This is a genomic window from Hymenobacter duratus (assembly GCF_014698995.1).
Taxonomy (GTDB): domain Bacteria; phylum Bacteroidota; class Bacteroidia; order Cytophagales; family Hymenobacteraceae; genus Hymenobacter; species Hymenobacter duratus.
The window spans coordinates 989,718-1,003,218 of record NZ_JACWZZ010000002.1 but is presented as its reverse complement, the minus strand read 5'-3'; the positions used below and the strand labels follow the sequence as shown (position 1 = coordinate 1,003,218).

General features: G+C 59.2%; 13 protein-coding genes and 1 tRNA gene. 6 read left to right on the top strand and 8 right to left on the bottom strand.

Annotated features, from left to right (window positions below):
- Positions 1-72: 72 nt before the first annotated feature.
- From IC231_RS12230 to IC231_RS12220, 3 genes are all read right to left on the bottom strand, one after another.
- A complete protein-coding gene (locus IC231_RS12230) occupies positions 73-645 on the bottom strand; it encodes a 50S ribosomal protein L25/general stress protein Ctc (protein ID WP_190784768.1) in 573 nt (190 codons plus the stop codon).
- A gap of 201 nt (positions 646-846) precedes the next feature.
- Positions 847-1,776 carry a ribose-phosphate pyrophosphokinase gene (locus IC231_RS12225; protein WP_190784767.1) on the bottom strand — a complete coding sequence of 310 codons (930 nt, stop codon included), beginning with the start codon at positions 1,774-1,776 and terminating at the stop codon, positions 847-849.
- Positions 1,777-1,866: 90 nt separating this feature from the next.
- Positions 1,867-1,939, bottom strand: a tRNA-Gln gene (locus IC231_RS12220).
- Between the two features lie 277 nt (positions 1,940-2,216).
- Between IC231_RS12220 and atpD the strand changes: the two genes are divergently transcribed.
- The 5 genes from atpD to IC231_RS12195 all read left to right on the top strand — a co-directional run bounded on the left by atpD (position 2,217) and on the right by IC231_RS12195 (position 7,375).
- The gene (gene atpD, locus IC231_RS12215) at positions 2,217-3,722 is read left to right on the top strand and encodes a F0F1 ATP synthase subunit beta (protein ID WP_185887474.1); all 1,506 of its coding nucleotides are present in this window, start codon (positions 2,217-2,219) and stop codon (positions 3,720-3,722) included.
- Between the two features lie 139 nt (positions 3,723-3,861).
- The gene (atpC, locus tag IC231_RS12210) at positions 3,862-4,101 is read left to right on the top strand and encodes an ATP synthase F1 subunit epsilon (protein WP_190784766.1); all 240 of its coding nucleotides are present in this window, start codon (positions 3,862-3,864) and stop codon (positions 4,099-4,101) included.
- Between the two features lie 146 nt (positions 4,102-4,247).
- Positions 4,248-5,375, top strand: coding sequence for a trans-sulfuration enzyme family protein (locus IC231_RS12205; protein WP_190784765.1), 1,128 nt, complete (start codon positions 4,248-4,250; stop codon positions 5,373-5,375).
- A gap of 478 nt (positions 5,376-5,853) precedes the next feature.
- On the top strand, positions 5,854-6,306 hold the full coding sequence (locus IC231_RS12200; RefSeq protein WP_190784764.1) for a DUF2147 domain-containing protein: 453 nt from the start codon (positions 5,854-5,856) through the stop codon (positions 6,304-6,306).
- A gap of 1 nt (position 6,307) precedes the next feature.
- Positions 6,308-7,375 carry a DUF6268 family outer membrane beta-barrel protein gene (locus IC231_RS12195; RefSeq protein ID WP_211539021.1) on the top strand — a complete coding sequence of 356 codons (1,068 nt, stop codon included), beginning with the start codon at positions 6,308-6,310 and terminating at the stop codon, positions 7,373-7,375.
- A 223-nt stretch (positions 7,376-7,598) separates the two neighbouring features.
- On the opposite strand, the gene IC231_RS12190 is transcribed toward IC231_RS12195, so the two are convergent.
- The 3 genes from IC231_RS12190 to IC231_RS12180 form a co-directional block, all read right to left on the bottom strand.
- Positions 7,599-8,753 carry a DegT/DnrJ/EryC1/StrS family aminotransferase gene (locus IC231_RS12190; protein ID WP_190784763.1) on the bottom strand — a complete coding sequence of 385 codons (1,155 nt, stop codon included), beginning with the start codon at positions 8,751-8,753 and terminating at the stop codon, positions 7,599-7,601.
- A 116-nt stretch (positions 8,754-8,869) separates the two neighbouring features.
- Positions 8,870-9,568, bottom strand: coding sequence for an acetyltransferase (locus IC231_RS12185; RefSeq protein WP_190784762.1), 699 nt, complete (start codon positions 9,566-9,568; stop codon positions 8,870-8,872).
- Positions 9,565-10,215: a sugar transferase gene (locus IC231_RS12180; protein WP_190784761.1), complete on the bottom strand. Its 651-nt coding sequence runs from the start codon at positions 10,213-10,215 to the stop codon at positions 9,565-9,567. The genes IC231_RS12185 and IC231_RS12180 overlap by 4 nt, the downstream gene beginning before the upstream one ends.
- Positions 10,216-10,373: 158 nt before the next feature.
- Here IC231_RS12180 and ispE point away from each other — a divergent pair, with 158 nt between their 5' ends.
- Positions 10,374-11,192 (top strand): 4-(cytidine 5'-diphospho)-2-C-methyl-D-erythritol kinase, encoded by an 819-nt coding sequence (gene ispE / locus IC231_RS12175; RefSeq protein ID WP_190784760.1) that lies wholly within the window; start codon positions 10,374-10,376, stop codon positions 11,190-11,192.
- Positions 11,193-11,199: 7 nt separating this feature from the next.
- Here ispE and IC231_RS12170 read toward each other — a convergent pair whose 3' ends face one another.
- Together IC231_RS12170 and IC231_RS12165 are read right to left on the bottom strand one after the other, a co-directional pair.
- The gene (locus tag IC231_RS12170; RefSeq protein WP_190784759.1) at positions 11,200-12,174 is read right to left on the bottom strand and encodes a DMT family transporter; all 975 of its coding nucleotides are present in this window, start codon (positions 12,172-12,174) and stop codon (positions 11,200-11,202) included.
- Between the two features lie 79 nt (positions 12,175-12,253).
- Positions 12,254-13,330 (bottom strand): LptF/LptG family permease, encoded by a 1,077-nt coding sequence (locus IC231_RS12165; protein WP_190784758.1) that lies wholly within the window; start codon positions 13,328-13,330, stop codon positions 12,254-12,256.
- Between the last annotated feature and the right edge of the window lie 171 nt (positions 13,331-13,501).

The following is a 13,501-nucleotide window of genomic DNA, read 5'->3' as shown; positions in this document are numbered from 1 at the left end:
TTCGTTGACGCTGGAACCGGCAGCTTCCCGAATCGTCCACAAAATCCGTGGCATCCGAAAAATCCGTGGTCCTTATTTGTCGGCCGACATCTGGCCTTTCAGTGCACGTGGGATGGCCACGGTAGCAATAGGAGCCTGCTCGCTGGTCAGGATGGTGTAGTTGTTTGGAACAACTTTGCTCACCTTGATCGACTTGCCAAGGCCCAGGTCCGAAATGTCTACTTCTACGTAGTCGGGCAGGTTCTCAGGCGAAGCCTTCACTTTCAGCTTGCGCAGCTTGCTCACGAGCTTGCCACCAGCCAGTACGCCCGGCGAAACACCAACGTACTTCACCGGAATGTCCATCTTCACTTCTTTGCCTTCCTGCAGCTCCAGGAAGTCAACGTGCAGCAGCATCTCGTTCACGGGGTGGAACTGAGCGTCCTGCACGATAGCGCGGTAGTGCGTGCCTTCCACGTTCAGGTCCACGATGTGAACTTCGGGGGTGTACAGCAATTCGCGGAAGAGGATAGCGGGGGCAGAGAAGTGAACCTGCTCCGTGCCGCCGTACAGTACGCAAGGTACATACGACTCCAGGCGCAGCGCCTTGGCGTCCTTCTTACCGAGATTCGCTCTTTTAAACCCTACAATCTCGAGGCTTTTCATAAAAGTGTGCTTTTGAGGAAAAAACGCGTACCCAAAGCAGGCAAACGGGCCGCAAAGATAGGCGGATTGTTTGGGAAAATTATGGCGAGTGCCACAAAGAATTGTCATCCTGAGCGGAGCGAAGGACCCTATCACACTTGCACAGCCATTGTTCAGCCATAATAAGGTCCTTCGTTTCACTCAGGATGACAGGCAAACAAACTACACAAACAGTGAGCTGATCGACTCGTGCGATACCACGTTGCGGATGGCCGAAGCGAAGAGCGGCGCCAGGGAAATAACCCTGATTTTGTGGTTCTCCTCCTTTAAAGGCAGCGTATCCGTAATTACCAGCTCCTCCAGGGCCGAGTTGCGGATTCGCTCATGCGCCGGGCCCGAAAGCACACCGTGCGTAATAACGGCGCGTACCGATTTGGCTCCGCGCTCCATCAGCAGCTCAGCGGCTTTGCAGATGGTGCCGGCCGTGTCTACGATGTCGTCAACCAGCACCACGTTCATGCCCGTTACATCACCGATGACTTGCATGGAGGCAATTTCGTTGGCCCGCAGGCGCATTTTGTCGCAGACTACAATTTCGGCCCCGAATTTCTTGGCGAAGGCGCGGGTCCGCACCACGCCGCCCACGTCGGGCGAAGCGAAAATCAGGTTGTCGAGGTTCAGGCTCTTTATATAAGGGGCCGTCACGGTGGCGCCATCGAGGTGGTCTACCGGAATGTCGTAGAAACCCTGAATCTGGCCGGCGTGCAGGTCGCAGGTCATCAGGCGGTCAGTGCCCACGCTCTGCACTATGTTGGCCACCACTTTGGCCCCGATGCTCACGCGCGGCTTGTCCTTGCGGTCCTGGCGGGCATAGCCCATGTAGGGCATCACAATATTCACCTTGTAGGCCGAAGCCCGCTTGGCAGCATCCACCATCAGGGCTAGCTCCATCAGGTTTTCGGCCGGCGGGTTAGTGCTCTGAATCAGGAACACGGCGCAGCCCCGCACGCTTTCATTGAAGCTGGGCCCCAGCTCCGTATCGGCGAAGCGCTGAATGCTCAGGTCGCCGAGCGGCTGGCCGAAGGCTTCGGCGATTTTCATACCCAGTTCGTGGGAAGCATTGCCCGCGAAAATCTTTACCTGCTGTGACATGGGGTAGGGGAAGGAAGGAAAATAAAAAAGCGAAAGGCGCCGACTCTTCCGGAGGAGGAAGAATCAGCGCCTTTCGCTTTACTCAGTCGGTTGTCCGACCAGGGCTCGAACCTGGACTTTCTTGAATCAAAATCAAGCGTGTTGCCAGTTACACCATCGGACAATTTCCCATTCGTTTTCCGTTGCCGGTGTTCCGTTTGGGTGTGCAAATGTACTACGGCTTTTATTGCAGGCAAACTTTCGTCGGAAAATTTTTTTAGAAATTTTGGCCTCATCGGCTTGGTAAAGGCCTTTTGCGGAGCCTGAGTACCTGATTTTCAGGGAAAGAAGCCGGTAGATTTCCGGCAGAAACTTTCCTGGCGGCCTGACTTTGGCAAAGCGGGGATTAAGCCGTAGTTTTGCGCCCTGAAAAGTTGCATCCCATCCATACATAAAACGTAATGGCGAATACCGGCAAAATCACCCAGGTTATCGGTCCCGTTGTGGACGTGAGCTTCGCGGGTGAAGGCTCCAAGCTCCCCAACATTCTCGACGCTCTTGAAGTCGTGAAAGACAACGGCCAGGTAGTTATCCTGGAGTGCCAGCAGCACCTGGGCGAAGACCGGGTCCGCACCATCGCCATGGACTCGACCGAGGGCCTGACCCGCGGTGCTGTAGTACGTGACCTGGGCGCGCCCATCTCCATGCCTACCGGCGACAGCATCAAAGGCCGTCTGTTCAACGTAATCGGTCATGCCATTGATGGCATTCCGCAGCCGACGAGCACCACGCGTCTGCCGATTCACCGTCAGGCTCCGGCTTTCGAAGAGCTGGCTACTTCTTCGGAAGTATTCTTCACCGGCATCAAAGTAATCGACCTGCTCGCTCCTTATGTAAAGGGTGGCAAAATCGGTTTGTTCGGTGGTGCCGGCGTAGGCAAAACCGTACTGATTCAAGAGCTGATCAACAACGTAGCCAAGGCCTACTCGGGTCTGTCGGTGTTTGCTGGTGTGGGTGAGCGTACCCGCGAAGGCAATGACCTGCTGCGCGAATTTATCGAAGCCAACATCATTCGCTACGGCGAGGAGTTCAAGCACTCGATGGAAGAAGGCGGCTGGGACCTCTCGAAAGTAGACATGGCCGAGATGGAGAAGTCGCAGGCAACGCTCGTGTTCGGCCAGATGAACGAGCCTCCCGGAGCCCGTGCCCGAGTAGCCCTGTCGGGCCTGACGATTGCCGAAAGCTTCCGCGACGGTGATGGCACCGGCGCCGGCCGCGACATTTTGTTCTTCATCGACAACATTTTCCGCTTCACGCAGGCGGGCTCCGAAGTATCGGCTCTGCTGGGCCGGATGCCGTCGGCCGTAGGTTACCAGCCTACGCTGGCCACCGAAATGGGTGCTATGCAGGAGCGGATTACCTCCACCAAGCGCGGTTCCATCACGTCGGTACAGGCCGTATATGTGCCTGCCGATGACTTGACTGACCCGGCTCCGGCCAACACCTTCGCTCACTTGGATGCCACGACGGTACTGAGCCGCAAAATCGCCGAGCTGGGCATCTACCCGGCCGTTGACCCGCTGGACTCCACCTCGCGCATTCTGTCGGTGGAAGTACTGGGCGAAGAGCACTACAATACCGCTCAGCGCGTGAAAGAGATTCTGCAGCGCTACAAAGAACTGCAGGACATCATCGCCATCCTGGGTATGGACGAACTCTCCGAAGAGGACAAGCAGGTTGTAAACCGCGCCCGCCGCGTGCAGCGCTTCCTGTCGCAGCCCTTCTTCGTGGCCGAGCAGTTCACCGGTCTGAAAGGTGTACTCGTTGACATCAAGGACACCATCCGTGGCTTCAACGAAATCATCGACGGCAAGCACGACCACCTGCCGGAAGCCGCATTCAACCTGGTAGGCAACATCGAAGATGCTGTGGCCAAAGGTGAGAAGCTGGTAGCCGAAGCCAAGTAGTCGTCAGAACGTCAAGCGGAACGTCATGCTGAGCTTGTCGAAGCATCTCTACCGCGCAAGTATTTAATTACTGCTGCGGTAGAGATGCTTCGACAAGCTCAGCATGACGTTCTTTTTTAGCCTGATAATTCCATACATCATGCATTTAGAAATCATCACCCCCGACCGCAAGGTTTTTGAAGGCGAGGTTACGTCGGCCCAGTTTCCCGGTGCCGATGGTCTGTTTGAGGTTCTCAACAACCACGCTCCGCTGATTTCGGCGCTGAAAGAAGGCAACGTCGTGCTGAACGGCGGCGCTACCACTTTTCACATTGATGGCGGCGTGGTAGAAGTGTTGCGCAATAACGTAATCGTACTGGCCGAAGGCGCTTCGGCGTAACTGGGTTCAGCTTGCAACAAAAAAGCCTTTCCTGTATAGGAAAGGCTTTTTTGTTTTTCCGGTCGGCAGGCTGTTGTGCTGCAGCCCGCTTGCCTTCCGCTTTGTCTATTGGCCTCTTATTACCAACGACTGTCTAGCTTTACTTCATGGAAATTCACCCCAAGATTACCCCGATCTATCAGACGTCTGTTTTCAAGTTTGAGGATCTGAATGAGCTGGAGCTGTATTTTGGGGAGCCGGGCAGCCGCTACCTGTACTCGCGCAACGGCAACCCCAACTCGGATGAGCTGGCGGAGGCTGTGAACCGGTTGGAAGGCGGGGCAGGGGCCATTGCTACGGGCTCGGGCATGGCGGCCATCTTCGCGGCGCTGCTAGCCTGCTGCCACGCCGGCGACCATGTGCTGTGCGCGGCGGATATCTACGGTGGCTCGTTGTCGTTGCTGAACAATGAGCTGAGCCGGATGGGCATTTCGGTGACGTACGTGCCGTTTGAGCAGCTCTACGACCTACAGCAGTTTGTGCAGCCTACCACGCGCCTGCTGCTGGCTGAAACCATGAGTAACCCGCTGCTGCGCGTAGCCGACCTGCGCCGGCTAGCGGCCGAATGCCACCAGGTGGGCCTGAAGCTGGTAGTGGACAATACTTTTGCAACGCCCGTCATTACGCAGCCGCTGGCGCTGGGCGCGGATATTGTGCTGCACAGCGTCACGAAATACATTGCGGGCCACTCTGATGTGACGGCCGGTGCGGTAGTAGCTTCTGACACAGAAACGGCTACCCGGCTCAAGCAGATTGGGATTCTTTATGGGCTTACGCTGAGCCCCATGGAAAGCTGGTTGGCCGTGCGCGGCCTCAAAACCCTGCGCCTGCGCATGCGTGAGCACAGCCACAACGCACTAGCTGTAGCGGAATTCCTGCAGCAGCAGCCCGGCGTGCGCGCCGTGTACTATCCCGGCTTGCCCAACCACCCGCAGCACGCACTGGCGCGAGAGCAGGGAAAGGGGCTTTTTGGCGGAATGATGTCTGTGCTGCTGAACGACGACGCGGGGGTAGTGAACCGGTTTATGCAGCGCAGCCAGCGGTTCCCGTTTGCGCCTTCCCTGGCAGGCGTCGATTCGTCTCTGTCGTATCCGCTGGGCACCTCGCACCGCTACCTGACGCCGGAGCAGCAGGCCGACCTGGGCATTACGGTAGGGCTGGTGCGGCTTTCAGTCGGAATTGAGCCGCTGGAGGAACTGCTGGCTGATCTGCAACAGGCGCTGCATGCCGGTTAAGTCCCGGTTGAGTCCCGGGCCCCGACCGGAACAGACGTACGCGTTGCCTCTGGCAGACCAATTTTTGGCAGTTGGCAGTTGGCAACCTGCTCAGCGAAGTGCGTGAGCCGTTATCGGGTGGGTTGTAGTGAATTTCTATGAATTGGCGGCCGATGCGCGCGTGAACATGCCCGGTATATGCCACTGCTGTTTGCTTGAATTGCAATAAGTAGCAGTGGCATGTACCGGGCTTTTCTCGTTGCAGTATCAGCGGAAATTTGACTGAAGCGGCAGGCAGATAGAGGGGTGGTATCCCGAATCCGTCAAAAACTTCGACTGAATCCGAAGCTGGTCAGTAAAGAGCACCGTATGCTTACATTAAAATAGGATTATAATAAGATTAAAAATTGATTAAATATAGTGTATGTCTGTTTTATTGCTTCTATTTGAGAAAAACATTGTTTCCCTTTTTTCATCCGTCCTTTTTCTTAGAAGCTACATGAAGCTGATCAAACAAAGTCTGCTCACTCTATTGCTCGTTGTTCTGACTGCGGCAGCCGCCCTGGCAGATAACCCGGACGCCGTGCTGGGCGTGTGGAAAAATGGGGAAGGAACGGGCATGATTCAGATCTACAAAAGCGGCGACAAGTACTTTGGCCGCATTGTGTGGCTGAAAGTACTCAACAACCCCGACGGCACGCCCCGTACCGACGTGAACAACCCCACCGAATCGGCTCGCAGTAAGCCTTTGCGCGGCTTGGTGAACATGCGCGACTTTAAGTACGTGGGCGACAACAAGTGGGAGGGAGGGCAAATTTATGACCCTAAGAACGGCAGCGACTACTCCTGCGAGATGACGCTGACCGACCCAAACACGCTGGAAGTACGCGGCTATATCGGGGTTTCGCTTTTCGGCCGGACCGACGTGTGGAAGCGGCAGGTAAAGAAGTAGGATGATGCGCAACCTGACCCGTTTCCTGCTTCCCGGCACGCTGCTGGCATTCAGCTACGTGCTGGCCGATCCGGCCTGCGCCCAAACTGTGCCTGCCGCGCCCGACTCGTTAGGGCTGGATGATTTCAGTAGCTTCGGCAACGCAGATGCCACCGCCAACCGGCCGTACGCCAGCCAAAAAGTACTGTCCCAGAGTCCCACCAAGCTAATTTCGGTGGGCTACGAAGCGCAGTTGCCATTCGACCTGACGTCGGTGCGGTATGATGAGCCCACCTCGGGTAGCCGACAGGAGACAACGGAGCGCGTGGACCGCTTCGCGGGCCTGCGGTTGGGCTTCAATGCACCGGTCGTCTCCAATTCCAGCCTGATTCTTAACCTGGGCCTCACCTACTGGAACACCGGCGTGCGGGTGGCCAATGCCGAGCGTACCCCGCTGTTTAAGACGTTAGAAGACGGGTTGCGCTCTACGGGCTTCAATGCCACGGTGTTCCGGCCGCTCAACGACAAAAATTTCCTGCTGGTGCAGGGTAACGTTGATCTGAACGGCACCTACCGCCGCTTCTCGGACGTCAGCAGCGAGGCGCTGACGTACAGCGGCACCGCTATTTATGGCTGGAAGCCCAGCGAGGCGTATATGTGGGGCCTGGGTGTGTCGCGCACTTACCGGGCCGGGCAGCTGCTGCATATTCCGGTAGTGTACTACTTCCGCACGTTCAATCCGAAATGGGGTGTGGAAGCCATTTTCCCGGCCCGCGTGAATGTGCGGCGTAGCTTCGGCGCAAACTCGCTGCTTATGTTCGGTTACGAGCTGGAAGGCAACGCCTACTACCTCGGCCCCGTGAACGGCCAGGACGTATACCTGCGCCGGGGCGAGCTGAAGCCGCGCATCACCTATGAGCGGCAGCTGACAGGCTTTATCTGGCTGTCGGCCCAGGCTGGCCTGCGGTACAACTACCGCTTCGACGCGTTCCGCACCCAGAATCCCAGCGGGGGCAATAATCCGCTCTATGAAAACGAGTTGGGCAATCCACTGTACTTCAACCTGAGCCTTAACCTGGTAAGCCCTTAAAAGCGGGTTTTCAGCCGCGCAGCCGCTCTGGCTGCCGTGGCCCGATTTTCTACGCGGGGTTTATTCCGGGCCGTGTCTGCTGCAACAGGCGCGGCCCACTTGCGTTCCGGTGGGCCGCGTGATATACTAACCGCCTTGGCTTAATACTCCTGGCACGGGCTTTTGTGCTGAGAGTACTGCTGTTTGAACTTTATGTACTGCTGGAAGAGAGTTTGTGCCGATTTTAGGTCTGTTCGGCAGACGTTATTTCCTTTAACGCGTCCGCAACACGCCTCAAATCACTCTCCGTCATAGCGGTTCCGGACGGAAGGCACAAACCCTGATCAAACAGATTGGTACAAACCGCGCCGCCATACATGGGCGCATCAGCGAAAAGCGGCTGCAGGTGCAGAGGTTTCCAGAGCGGGCGGCTCTCAATGTTGCGGGTTTCCAGATGCAGGCGCAGCGGCTCGGGCGCGACGATGGTTTGGGTAGGAGCGAGTAGCACGCAGGTCAGCCAGCGGTTGGAGCGGCCACCGGCCGGCTCGGTCGGGCCAAGAGACAAGGCCGGAATTTCAGCTAGGTGCTGCTGGTACCAGCCGTAGATTTCGCGGCGGCGCTTTACCCGGTCTTCCAGCAGCTCCATCTGGCCCCGCCCGATACCAGCCAGGAGGTTGCTGAGGCGGTAGTTGTAGCCTATTTCGGAATGCTGATAATAAGGGGCGGGGTCTTTGGATTGCGTAGCCCAGAAACGAACCTTCGTATCCCAGGCCGCATTGCGGGTCACCAGCGCGCCGCCGGCACTGGTCGTCAGGATTTTGTTGCCGTTGAAAGAGAATACGCCCACAGCGCCAAAAGTACCCAGCGGCTGTCCGTCGTAGCGGCTGCCCAGAGCTTCGGCCGCATCTTCGAGCACCGGAATATCGAACTCAGCCGCCACGGCCAGAATTTCGCGCAGCTTGCAGGGCATCCCGTACAGGTGCACGATAATCAGGGCTTTGGGCCGGCGCCCCAGCCGCATCCGGTCCTCAATGGCTTCGCGCAGCCGCTCGGGGCACAGGTTCCAGGTTTCCGCCTCACTGTCAATAAACACCGGGCGGGCCCCTAGGTAGAGAATTGGGTTGGCGGTGGCTACGAACGTGAACGACGGGCACAGCACCTCGTCGCCGGGGCCGACGCCGAGCAGCTTCAGGCCCAGGTGAATGGCAGCGGTACCGGACGTGAGGGCCACGCAGTGTTCCGCGCCGGTAAACTCGCAGATGTCGCGCTCAAAACCGGCCAGGTTGGGGCCGGCCGGCGCCACCCAGTTGTCCTCAATGGCCTTGTGCAGGTAGTTCAGCTCGTGGCGGCCGAGGTGCGGGGGAGAAAGGTAGATTCGGTCGTGGTCCTGACTGCGCATAAGGCAAAGGTAGCAGCGGCCGAAGCCGGAACGTACTGCCGGCGCTTCTGCTCAAAAGCCGGCCGCAAAAAAAAGAAGCAATGAGGCCGGTTCCCGAAGGCCGGGCCCTCCTCAGGCTACCGCTGGTGGTGCTTGATGCGCTGGGCGGGCACGCCCACGGCGGTGCAGTCGGCGGGCAGGTCGCGCACGGCCACGGCTCCGGCCCCGATGATGGTGCGGGCCCCCACACGCACTTGGTTGATAACCGTGGCATTGGTGCCCAGATACACGCCGGTTTCCAGACGGGCTTCGCCGCCTACGTTGGCATGCGGCATCAGCGAGCAGAAGTCCTCCAGCACGGCGTCGTGGCCAACGGTGCAGCCCAGGTTGAGCAGCACATGGCGGCCAAGCATGATATCCGTTGTCAGGATGCAGCCCTGGCTGATGATGCAGCCCGGTCCGATCTGCAGCTGCTGATACGGGGCGCAGGCAACGCTGGGGTGAATAAGGGTGGGAAACGAAAGCCTGGGGGAGTTCAGCCGTTCCACCACTGCCGCCCGGCCCTGGCTGCTGCCCACCGCCACCACTACGTGCAGGGGCGTAACGGTGGCATTCAGGTCGGCAGCGGTGCCGAGGTAGGGCAGGCCGTTGATGGTATCGGTGGCGGGGCGCACGTCGTCATAAAAGCCCCGTAGGTCCCAGACCGGGCGTTGCTCATTCAGCTGGCGCACCAGCACCAGCACCTCGCGGCCCAGGCCGCCGGCCCCCAAAATCACCAAGGGCTGGGGCGTTGCGCCAGCAGCGCGTGCAGTTGTGGCAGTTGAAGCAGGTATCATAGGGAAGAGTCGGGGGAGGAAGGAGTGCCCCGGAAGGCCTCTGTGGTGGCGTGGCCGGGGGCGCTGATATCATGGGCCCGCAGCACGCGGCCGGCCGTGCGCAGCAGGATCCGCAGGTCCAGCGCAAAGCTCAGGTTCTCGACGTACCAGACGTCGTACCGGAATTTCTGCTCCCAGCTGATAGCATTGCGGCCATTTATCTGAGCCCAGCCCGTGATGCCGGGCCGCACCGCGTGGCGGCGGGCCTGTTCCGGCGAATACAGCGGCAGATACTCCGGCAGCAGTGGCCGCGGACCTACCAGGCTGATGTCGCCGCGCAGCACGTTCCAGAGCTGCGGCAGCTCGTCTACGGAGCTGGCCCGGAGCCAGCGGCCCAGGCGCGGCAGACGCCGGGCGTCGGGGAGCAGCTGGCCGTGCTGGTCGCGGGCGGAGGTCATGGTCTGGAGCTTGTAGAGCGGGAAAAGATGCCCGTGCAGGCCCGGCCGCAACTGCCGAAACAGCCAGGGGCCGCCGTTCTGCACGGCCAGCGCCACCGCGGCCGGCAGCAGCAGCGGCAGCGCCAGCAGCAGTAGGGGCGCGGCCAGCAGCACATCTAGGGCGCGCTTGCCCCAGCGAGGGTACCAGCCGGCAGATTCAGCAGCGGACATACGGGCAGTTAAGCGAGCAGATGGGAAAAGGCCAAAAATAGAAGGAAATGCTGCGTTGGCGCGACTTCCGATTCTGTGCTTTAGCTTGCGTCTTCTGCCGGCCCGCCGCCTCGCGTAAAGTGAGAAGACCAGCGGCCGGCCCAAAAAGCTTCTGCCGCATGCTCGTTTTTCCGAACGCCAAACTCAACCTCGGCCTCTACGTCACGGCCATGCGTCCCGACGGTTTCCGTAACCTCGAATCGGTGTTTGTGCCGCTGCCCTGGTGCGATGCGCTGGAAGTGCTGCCCGCCGCCGGCCCCGAAACCACGCTCAGCCTCACCGGCATTCCGGTGCCCGGCGACCCGGCCACCAACCTGTGCCGCCGCGCCTACGAGCTGCTGAGCGACGATTTTGAGCTGCCGCCCGTGCAGATGCACCTGCATAAAGTGGTGCCCATCGGGGCGGGGCTGGGCGGCGGCTCGGCCGATGCAGCGTTTGCGCTGAAGGCTTTGAACGACCTGTTCGCGCTGAATCTGACGGCTGAAACCCTGGAAAGCTATGCCCGCCGGCTGGGCTCCGACTGCGCCTTTTTCGTTCGAAACAAGCCCGTTTTCGCGTACGAGAAAGGCGACGTATTCGAGGACATCAGCCTCAACCTGACGGGCACCGCCTGCAAAGTGGTGTATCCGGGGCTGCACGTCAGCACGGGTGAAGCGTACAGCCGCGTGACGCCCCGCCCGCCCCGCCACGAGCTACGGCAGGCATTGGCGCAGCCGTTGGAAACCTGGCGCGACACCATCAGCAACGATTTCGAAGATGCCCTGACACCTTTCTACCCGGTGCTCGGTGAAATCAAGCGTAAGCTATATGAGGCCGGTGCTGCCTATGCCAGCCTTTCCGGTTCCGGCTCGGCCGTGTACGGCCTGTTTCCGGGCCAGGAGCAGCCCCCGAAAATGGAGTTGCCAACAGAGTATCTGGTCTGGGACGGGCGGCTGTAGCATAACGCTACACTACGGCTTCCGCCGCTTCCGCTTTGCGCTGGCGGCGCTTGTTCCACTGGTCCAGCACCGGATGGATAAGCACACTGAGCAGAATGACCAGCGTACCGATATAGAAGCCCGTGGAAAGGCGCTCCTGCCCAAAACCCGGCACCCGTAGCGCGTACATGCCCACGGCCAGTAAAATGCCATACACCGGCTCCAGATTAACGGTCAGGTTCACGACGAAGGCTGAAATGCGCTTCATCAGCTCTACCGATGAGGAAAAGGCATACACCGTGCAGACGCCGGCCAGCAGAAACATCCACAGCCAGTCGTAGCCGCTCAGGGCCAGCTGCAGGCCGCGGCCTTCCGTGAAATAGTGGCTGTAGACGGGCATAAACAGCACGATGCTCAGGCAGGCGCCGGCCATTTCGTAGAGCGTGAGGCGCACAGGCGTGTGGCGCTTGACCAGCGTGGAGTTCAGTACGCTGAACAGCGCCGACAGGCCCGCCGAAATAACCGCCACACCCAGCCCCAGCAGCTGCCCCTGCTCCGAAACCGCGCCTTCCGCCGCCGGGGCCGGGTGGCCGTATACGGCCTGCGCCACAATGTAAAGGCCCACCATCGTCAGCAGGCCCAGGCCTACTTCGTAGAAACGCACCCGTCGCCACAGCAGCAGCGGCTCCAGCAACGACGTCCAGAGGGCCAGCGTGGCCATTCCGGCCAGGCATACGCTCACCGACGAGAGGCGAGCCGCCAGAAAAAACGTAATCCAGTGGGCGGCCACCAGCGCGCCCACGCCCAGCAGGCGCAGCGCCTCGCCGGCCGGCATGCGCCACGGCTGCCGCCGCAGGGCCAGCAGCGCCAGCAGCCCGGCCGCCGCCAGCAGCGTCCGCCAGAACACCAGCTCTACCGGCGGCACCGAAATCAGCTTGCCCAGAATGGCCGTGAAGCCCCAGAGCAGGACAATGAAATGCAGGCGCAGGTAGTCTTTTAACATTGGGTGAATGGGTGAATGAGTGAATAACCAGGTGAGGAGGCAACAGCTATTCACTCACCTACTCATTCACTCAATGAAGCTAGCGTGGCACTACGCGGTAGAGTACCAGCCCGATGCCAGTGAAAACGATGCTGGGAATCCAGGCGGCCAGCAGTGGCGAAAGGGAGCCGACCTGCGCGAAGTTGCGGCTCAGAATCACGAAGATGATGAACACAAAGGCCAGCACGAAGCCCAGCGCAATCTGCCCGCCCACGCCCGCCCGGCTTTTGCGCGCACTCATAATCACGCCGATGATGGTGAGGATGAAAATGGCATACGGATAGGCGTACCGCTCGTATTTCTCGCTCAGATAGATCTGCGTATCGGCCGCGCCCCGCTCTATCTTCTGCTGAATGAAGTTGTTCAGCTCGGGCAGCGTGAGCGTTTCGCTGAGGCGGTAGGTGCTGGCAAAATCCTTGGGATAGAGGTTGAGTGTAGTGTCGCGGGCAGGCAAGGAAAGCAGCGTTTCCTGCTGGCCCCGGAACGTGCGCACGAGCTGCGGCGTCAGGCGCCAGGCGCGCTTCGTCGAGTCCCAGGTAATGGCTTCGGCCGTCAGGCGGCGCTTGAGTAGCGTGCCCTCAATGGTTTCCAGCGCAAACTTGTAGCCCACGTTGTTCACGTTGTCGTAGCTCTCCATGAAGGCGTAGCTCTTCGGCCCGACCTTGATGTGCACGTTGCGGCCACTGAAGCGGTAGGGGTTTTTGATGTACTTCCGCTCAAACTCCACCCGCGTCTTGTTGGCGTACGGAATGATCCAGCCGGTGAGGGCCATTGTGATGATGCCCAGTACCAGACTACCCATCATATACGGCACCAGCAGCCGCTTAAAACTCACGCCCGAAGCCAGAATAGCCACAATTTCGGTGCGCGCTGCCAATTGCGCCGTCACGAAGACCACCGCAATAAACACGGTGATAGGGGAGAGCAGATTGGCGTAGTACGGAAACAGGTTCACGTAATACTCCGTGATAATCTGCCACGCCCCCAGATTGTGCTGGATAAAGTCGTCGTTCTTCTCCGTGAAGTCAATCACGCAAATCACCATCACCAGCACCACCACCGTGAAGAAGAAGGCCGTGAGGAATTTCTGAAGAATGTATTTGTCGAGGATGCGCATTGGTGTGTGTTAGAACGTCACGCAAAAGAACGTCATGCTGAGCGCAGGCGAAGCCGGAGTCGAAGCATCTCTACCGCTTCGTTGTAATGTTGGTTAATTAGCCAGATGTAGAGATGCTTCGACTCCGCTCCGCTTCGCTCAGCATGACGGTTTTTCCTAAATGAAGAACAA

Excerpts from the sequence above, each read along its gene's own strand:
- IC231_RS12225 (WP_190784767.1), bottom strand. The coding sequence starts at position 1,776 with ATGTCACAGCAGGTAAAGATTTTCGCGGGCAATGCTTCCCACGAACTG.
- atpD (WP_185887474.1), top strand. The coding sequence starts at position 2,217 with ATGGCGAATACCGGCAAAATCACCCAGGTTATCGGTCCCGTTGTGGAC.
- atpC (WP_190784766.1), top strand. The coding sequence starts at position 3,862 with ATGCATTTAGAAATCATCACCCCCGACCGCAAGGTTTTTGAAGGCGAG.
- IC231_RS12185 (WP_190784762.1), bottom strand. The coding sequence starts at position 9,568 with ATGATACCTGCTTCAACTGCCACAACTGCACGCGCTGCTGGCGCAACG.
- IC231_RS12190 (WP_190784763.1), bottom strand. The coding sequence starts at position 8,753 with ATGCGCAGTCAGGACCACGACCGAATCTACCTTTCTCCCCCGCACCTC.
- IC231_RS12170 (WP_190784759.1), bottom strand. The coding sequence starts at position 12,174 with ATGTTAAAAGACTACCTGCGCCTGCATTTCATTGTCCTGCTCTGGGGC.
- IC231_RS12180 (WP_190784761.1), bottom strand. The coding sequence starts at position 10,215 with ATGTCCGCTGCTGAATCTGCCGGCTGGTACCCTCGCTGGGGCAAGCGC.
- IC231_RS12200 (WP_190784764.1), top strand. The coding sequence starts at position 5,854 with ATGAAGCTGATCAAACAAAGTCTGCTCACTCTATTGCTCGTTGTTCTG.
- IC231_RS12205 (WP_190784765.1), top strand. The coding sequence starts at position 4,248 with ATGGAAATTCACCCCAAGATTACCCCGATCTATCAGACGTCTGTTTTC.
- IC231_RS12195 (WP_211539021.1), top strand. The coding sequence starts at position 6,308 with ATGATGCGCAACCTGACCCGTTTCCTGCTTCCCGGCACGCTGCTGGCA.
- IC231_RS12165 (WP_190784758.1), bottom strand. The coding sequence starts at position 13,330 with ATGCGCATCCTCGACAAATACATTCTTCAGAAATTCCTCACGGCCTTC.
- IC231_RS12230 (WP_190784768.1), bottom strand. The coding sequence starts at position 645 with ATGAAAAGCCTCGAGATTGTAGGGTTTAAAAGAGCGAATCTCGGTAAG.
- ispE (WP_190784760.1), top strand. The coding sequence starts at position 10,374 with ATGCTCGTTTTTCCGAACGCCAAACTCAACCTCGGCCTCTACGTCACG.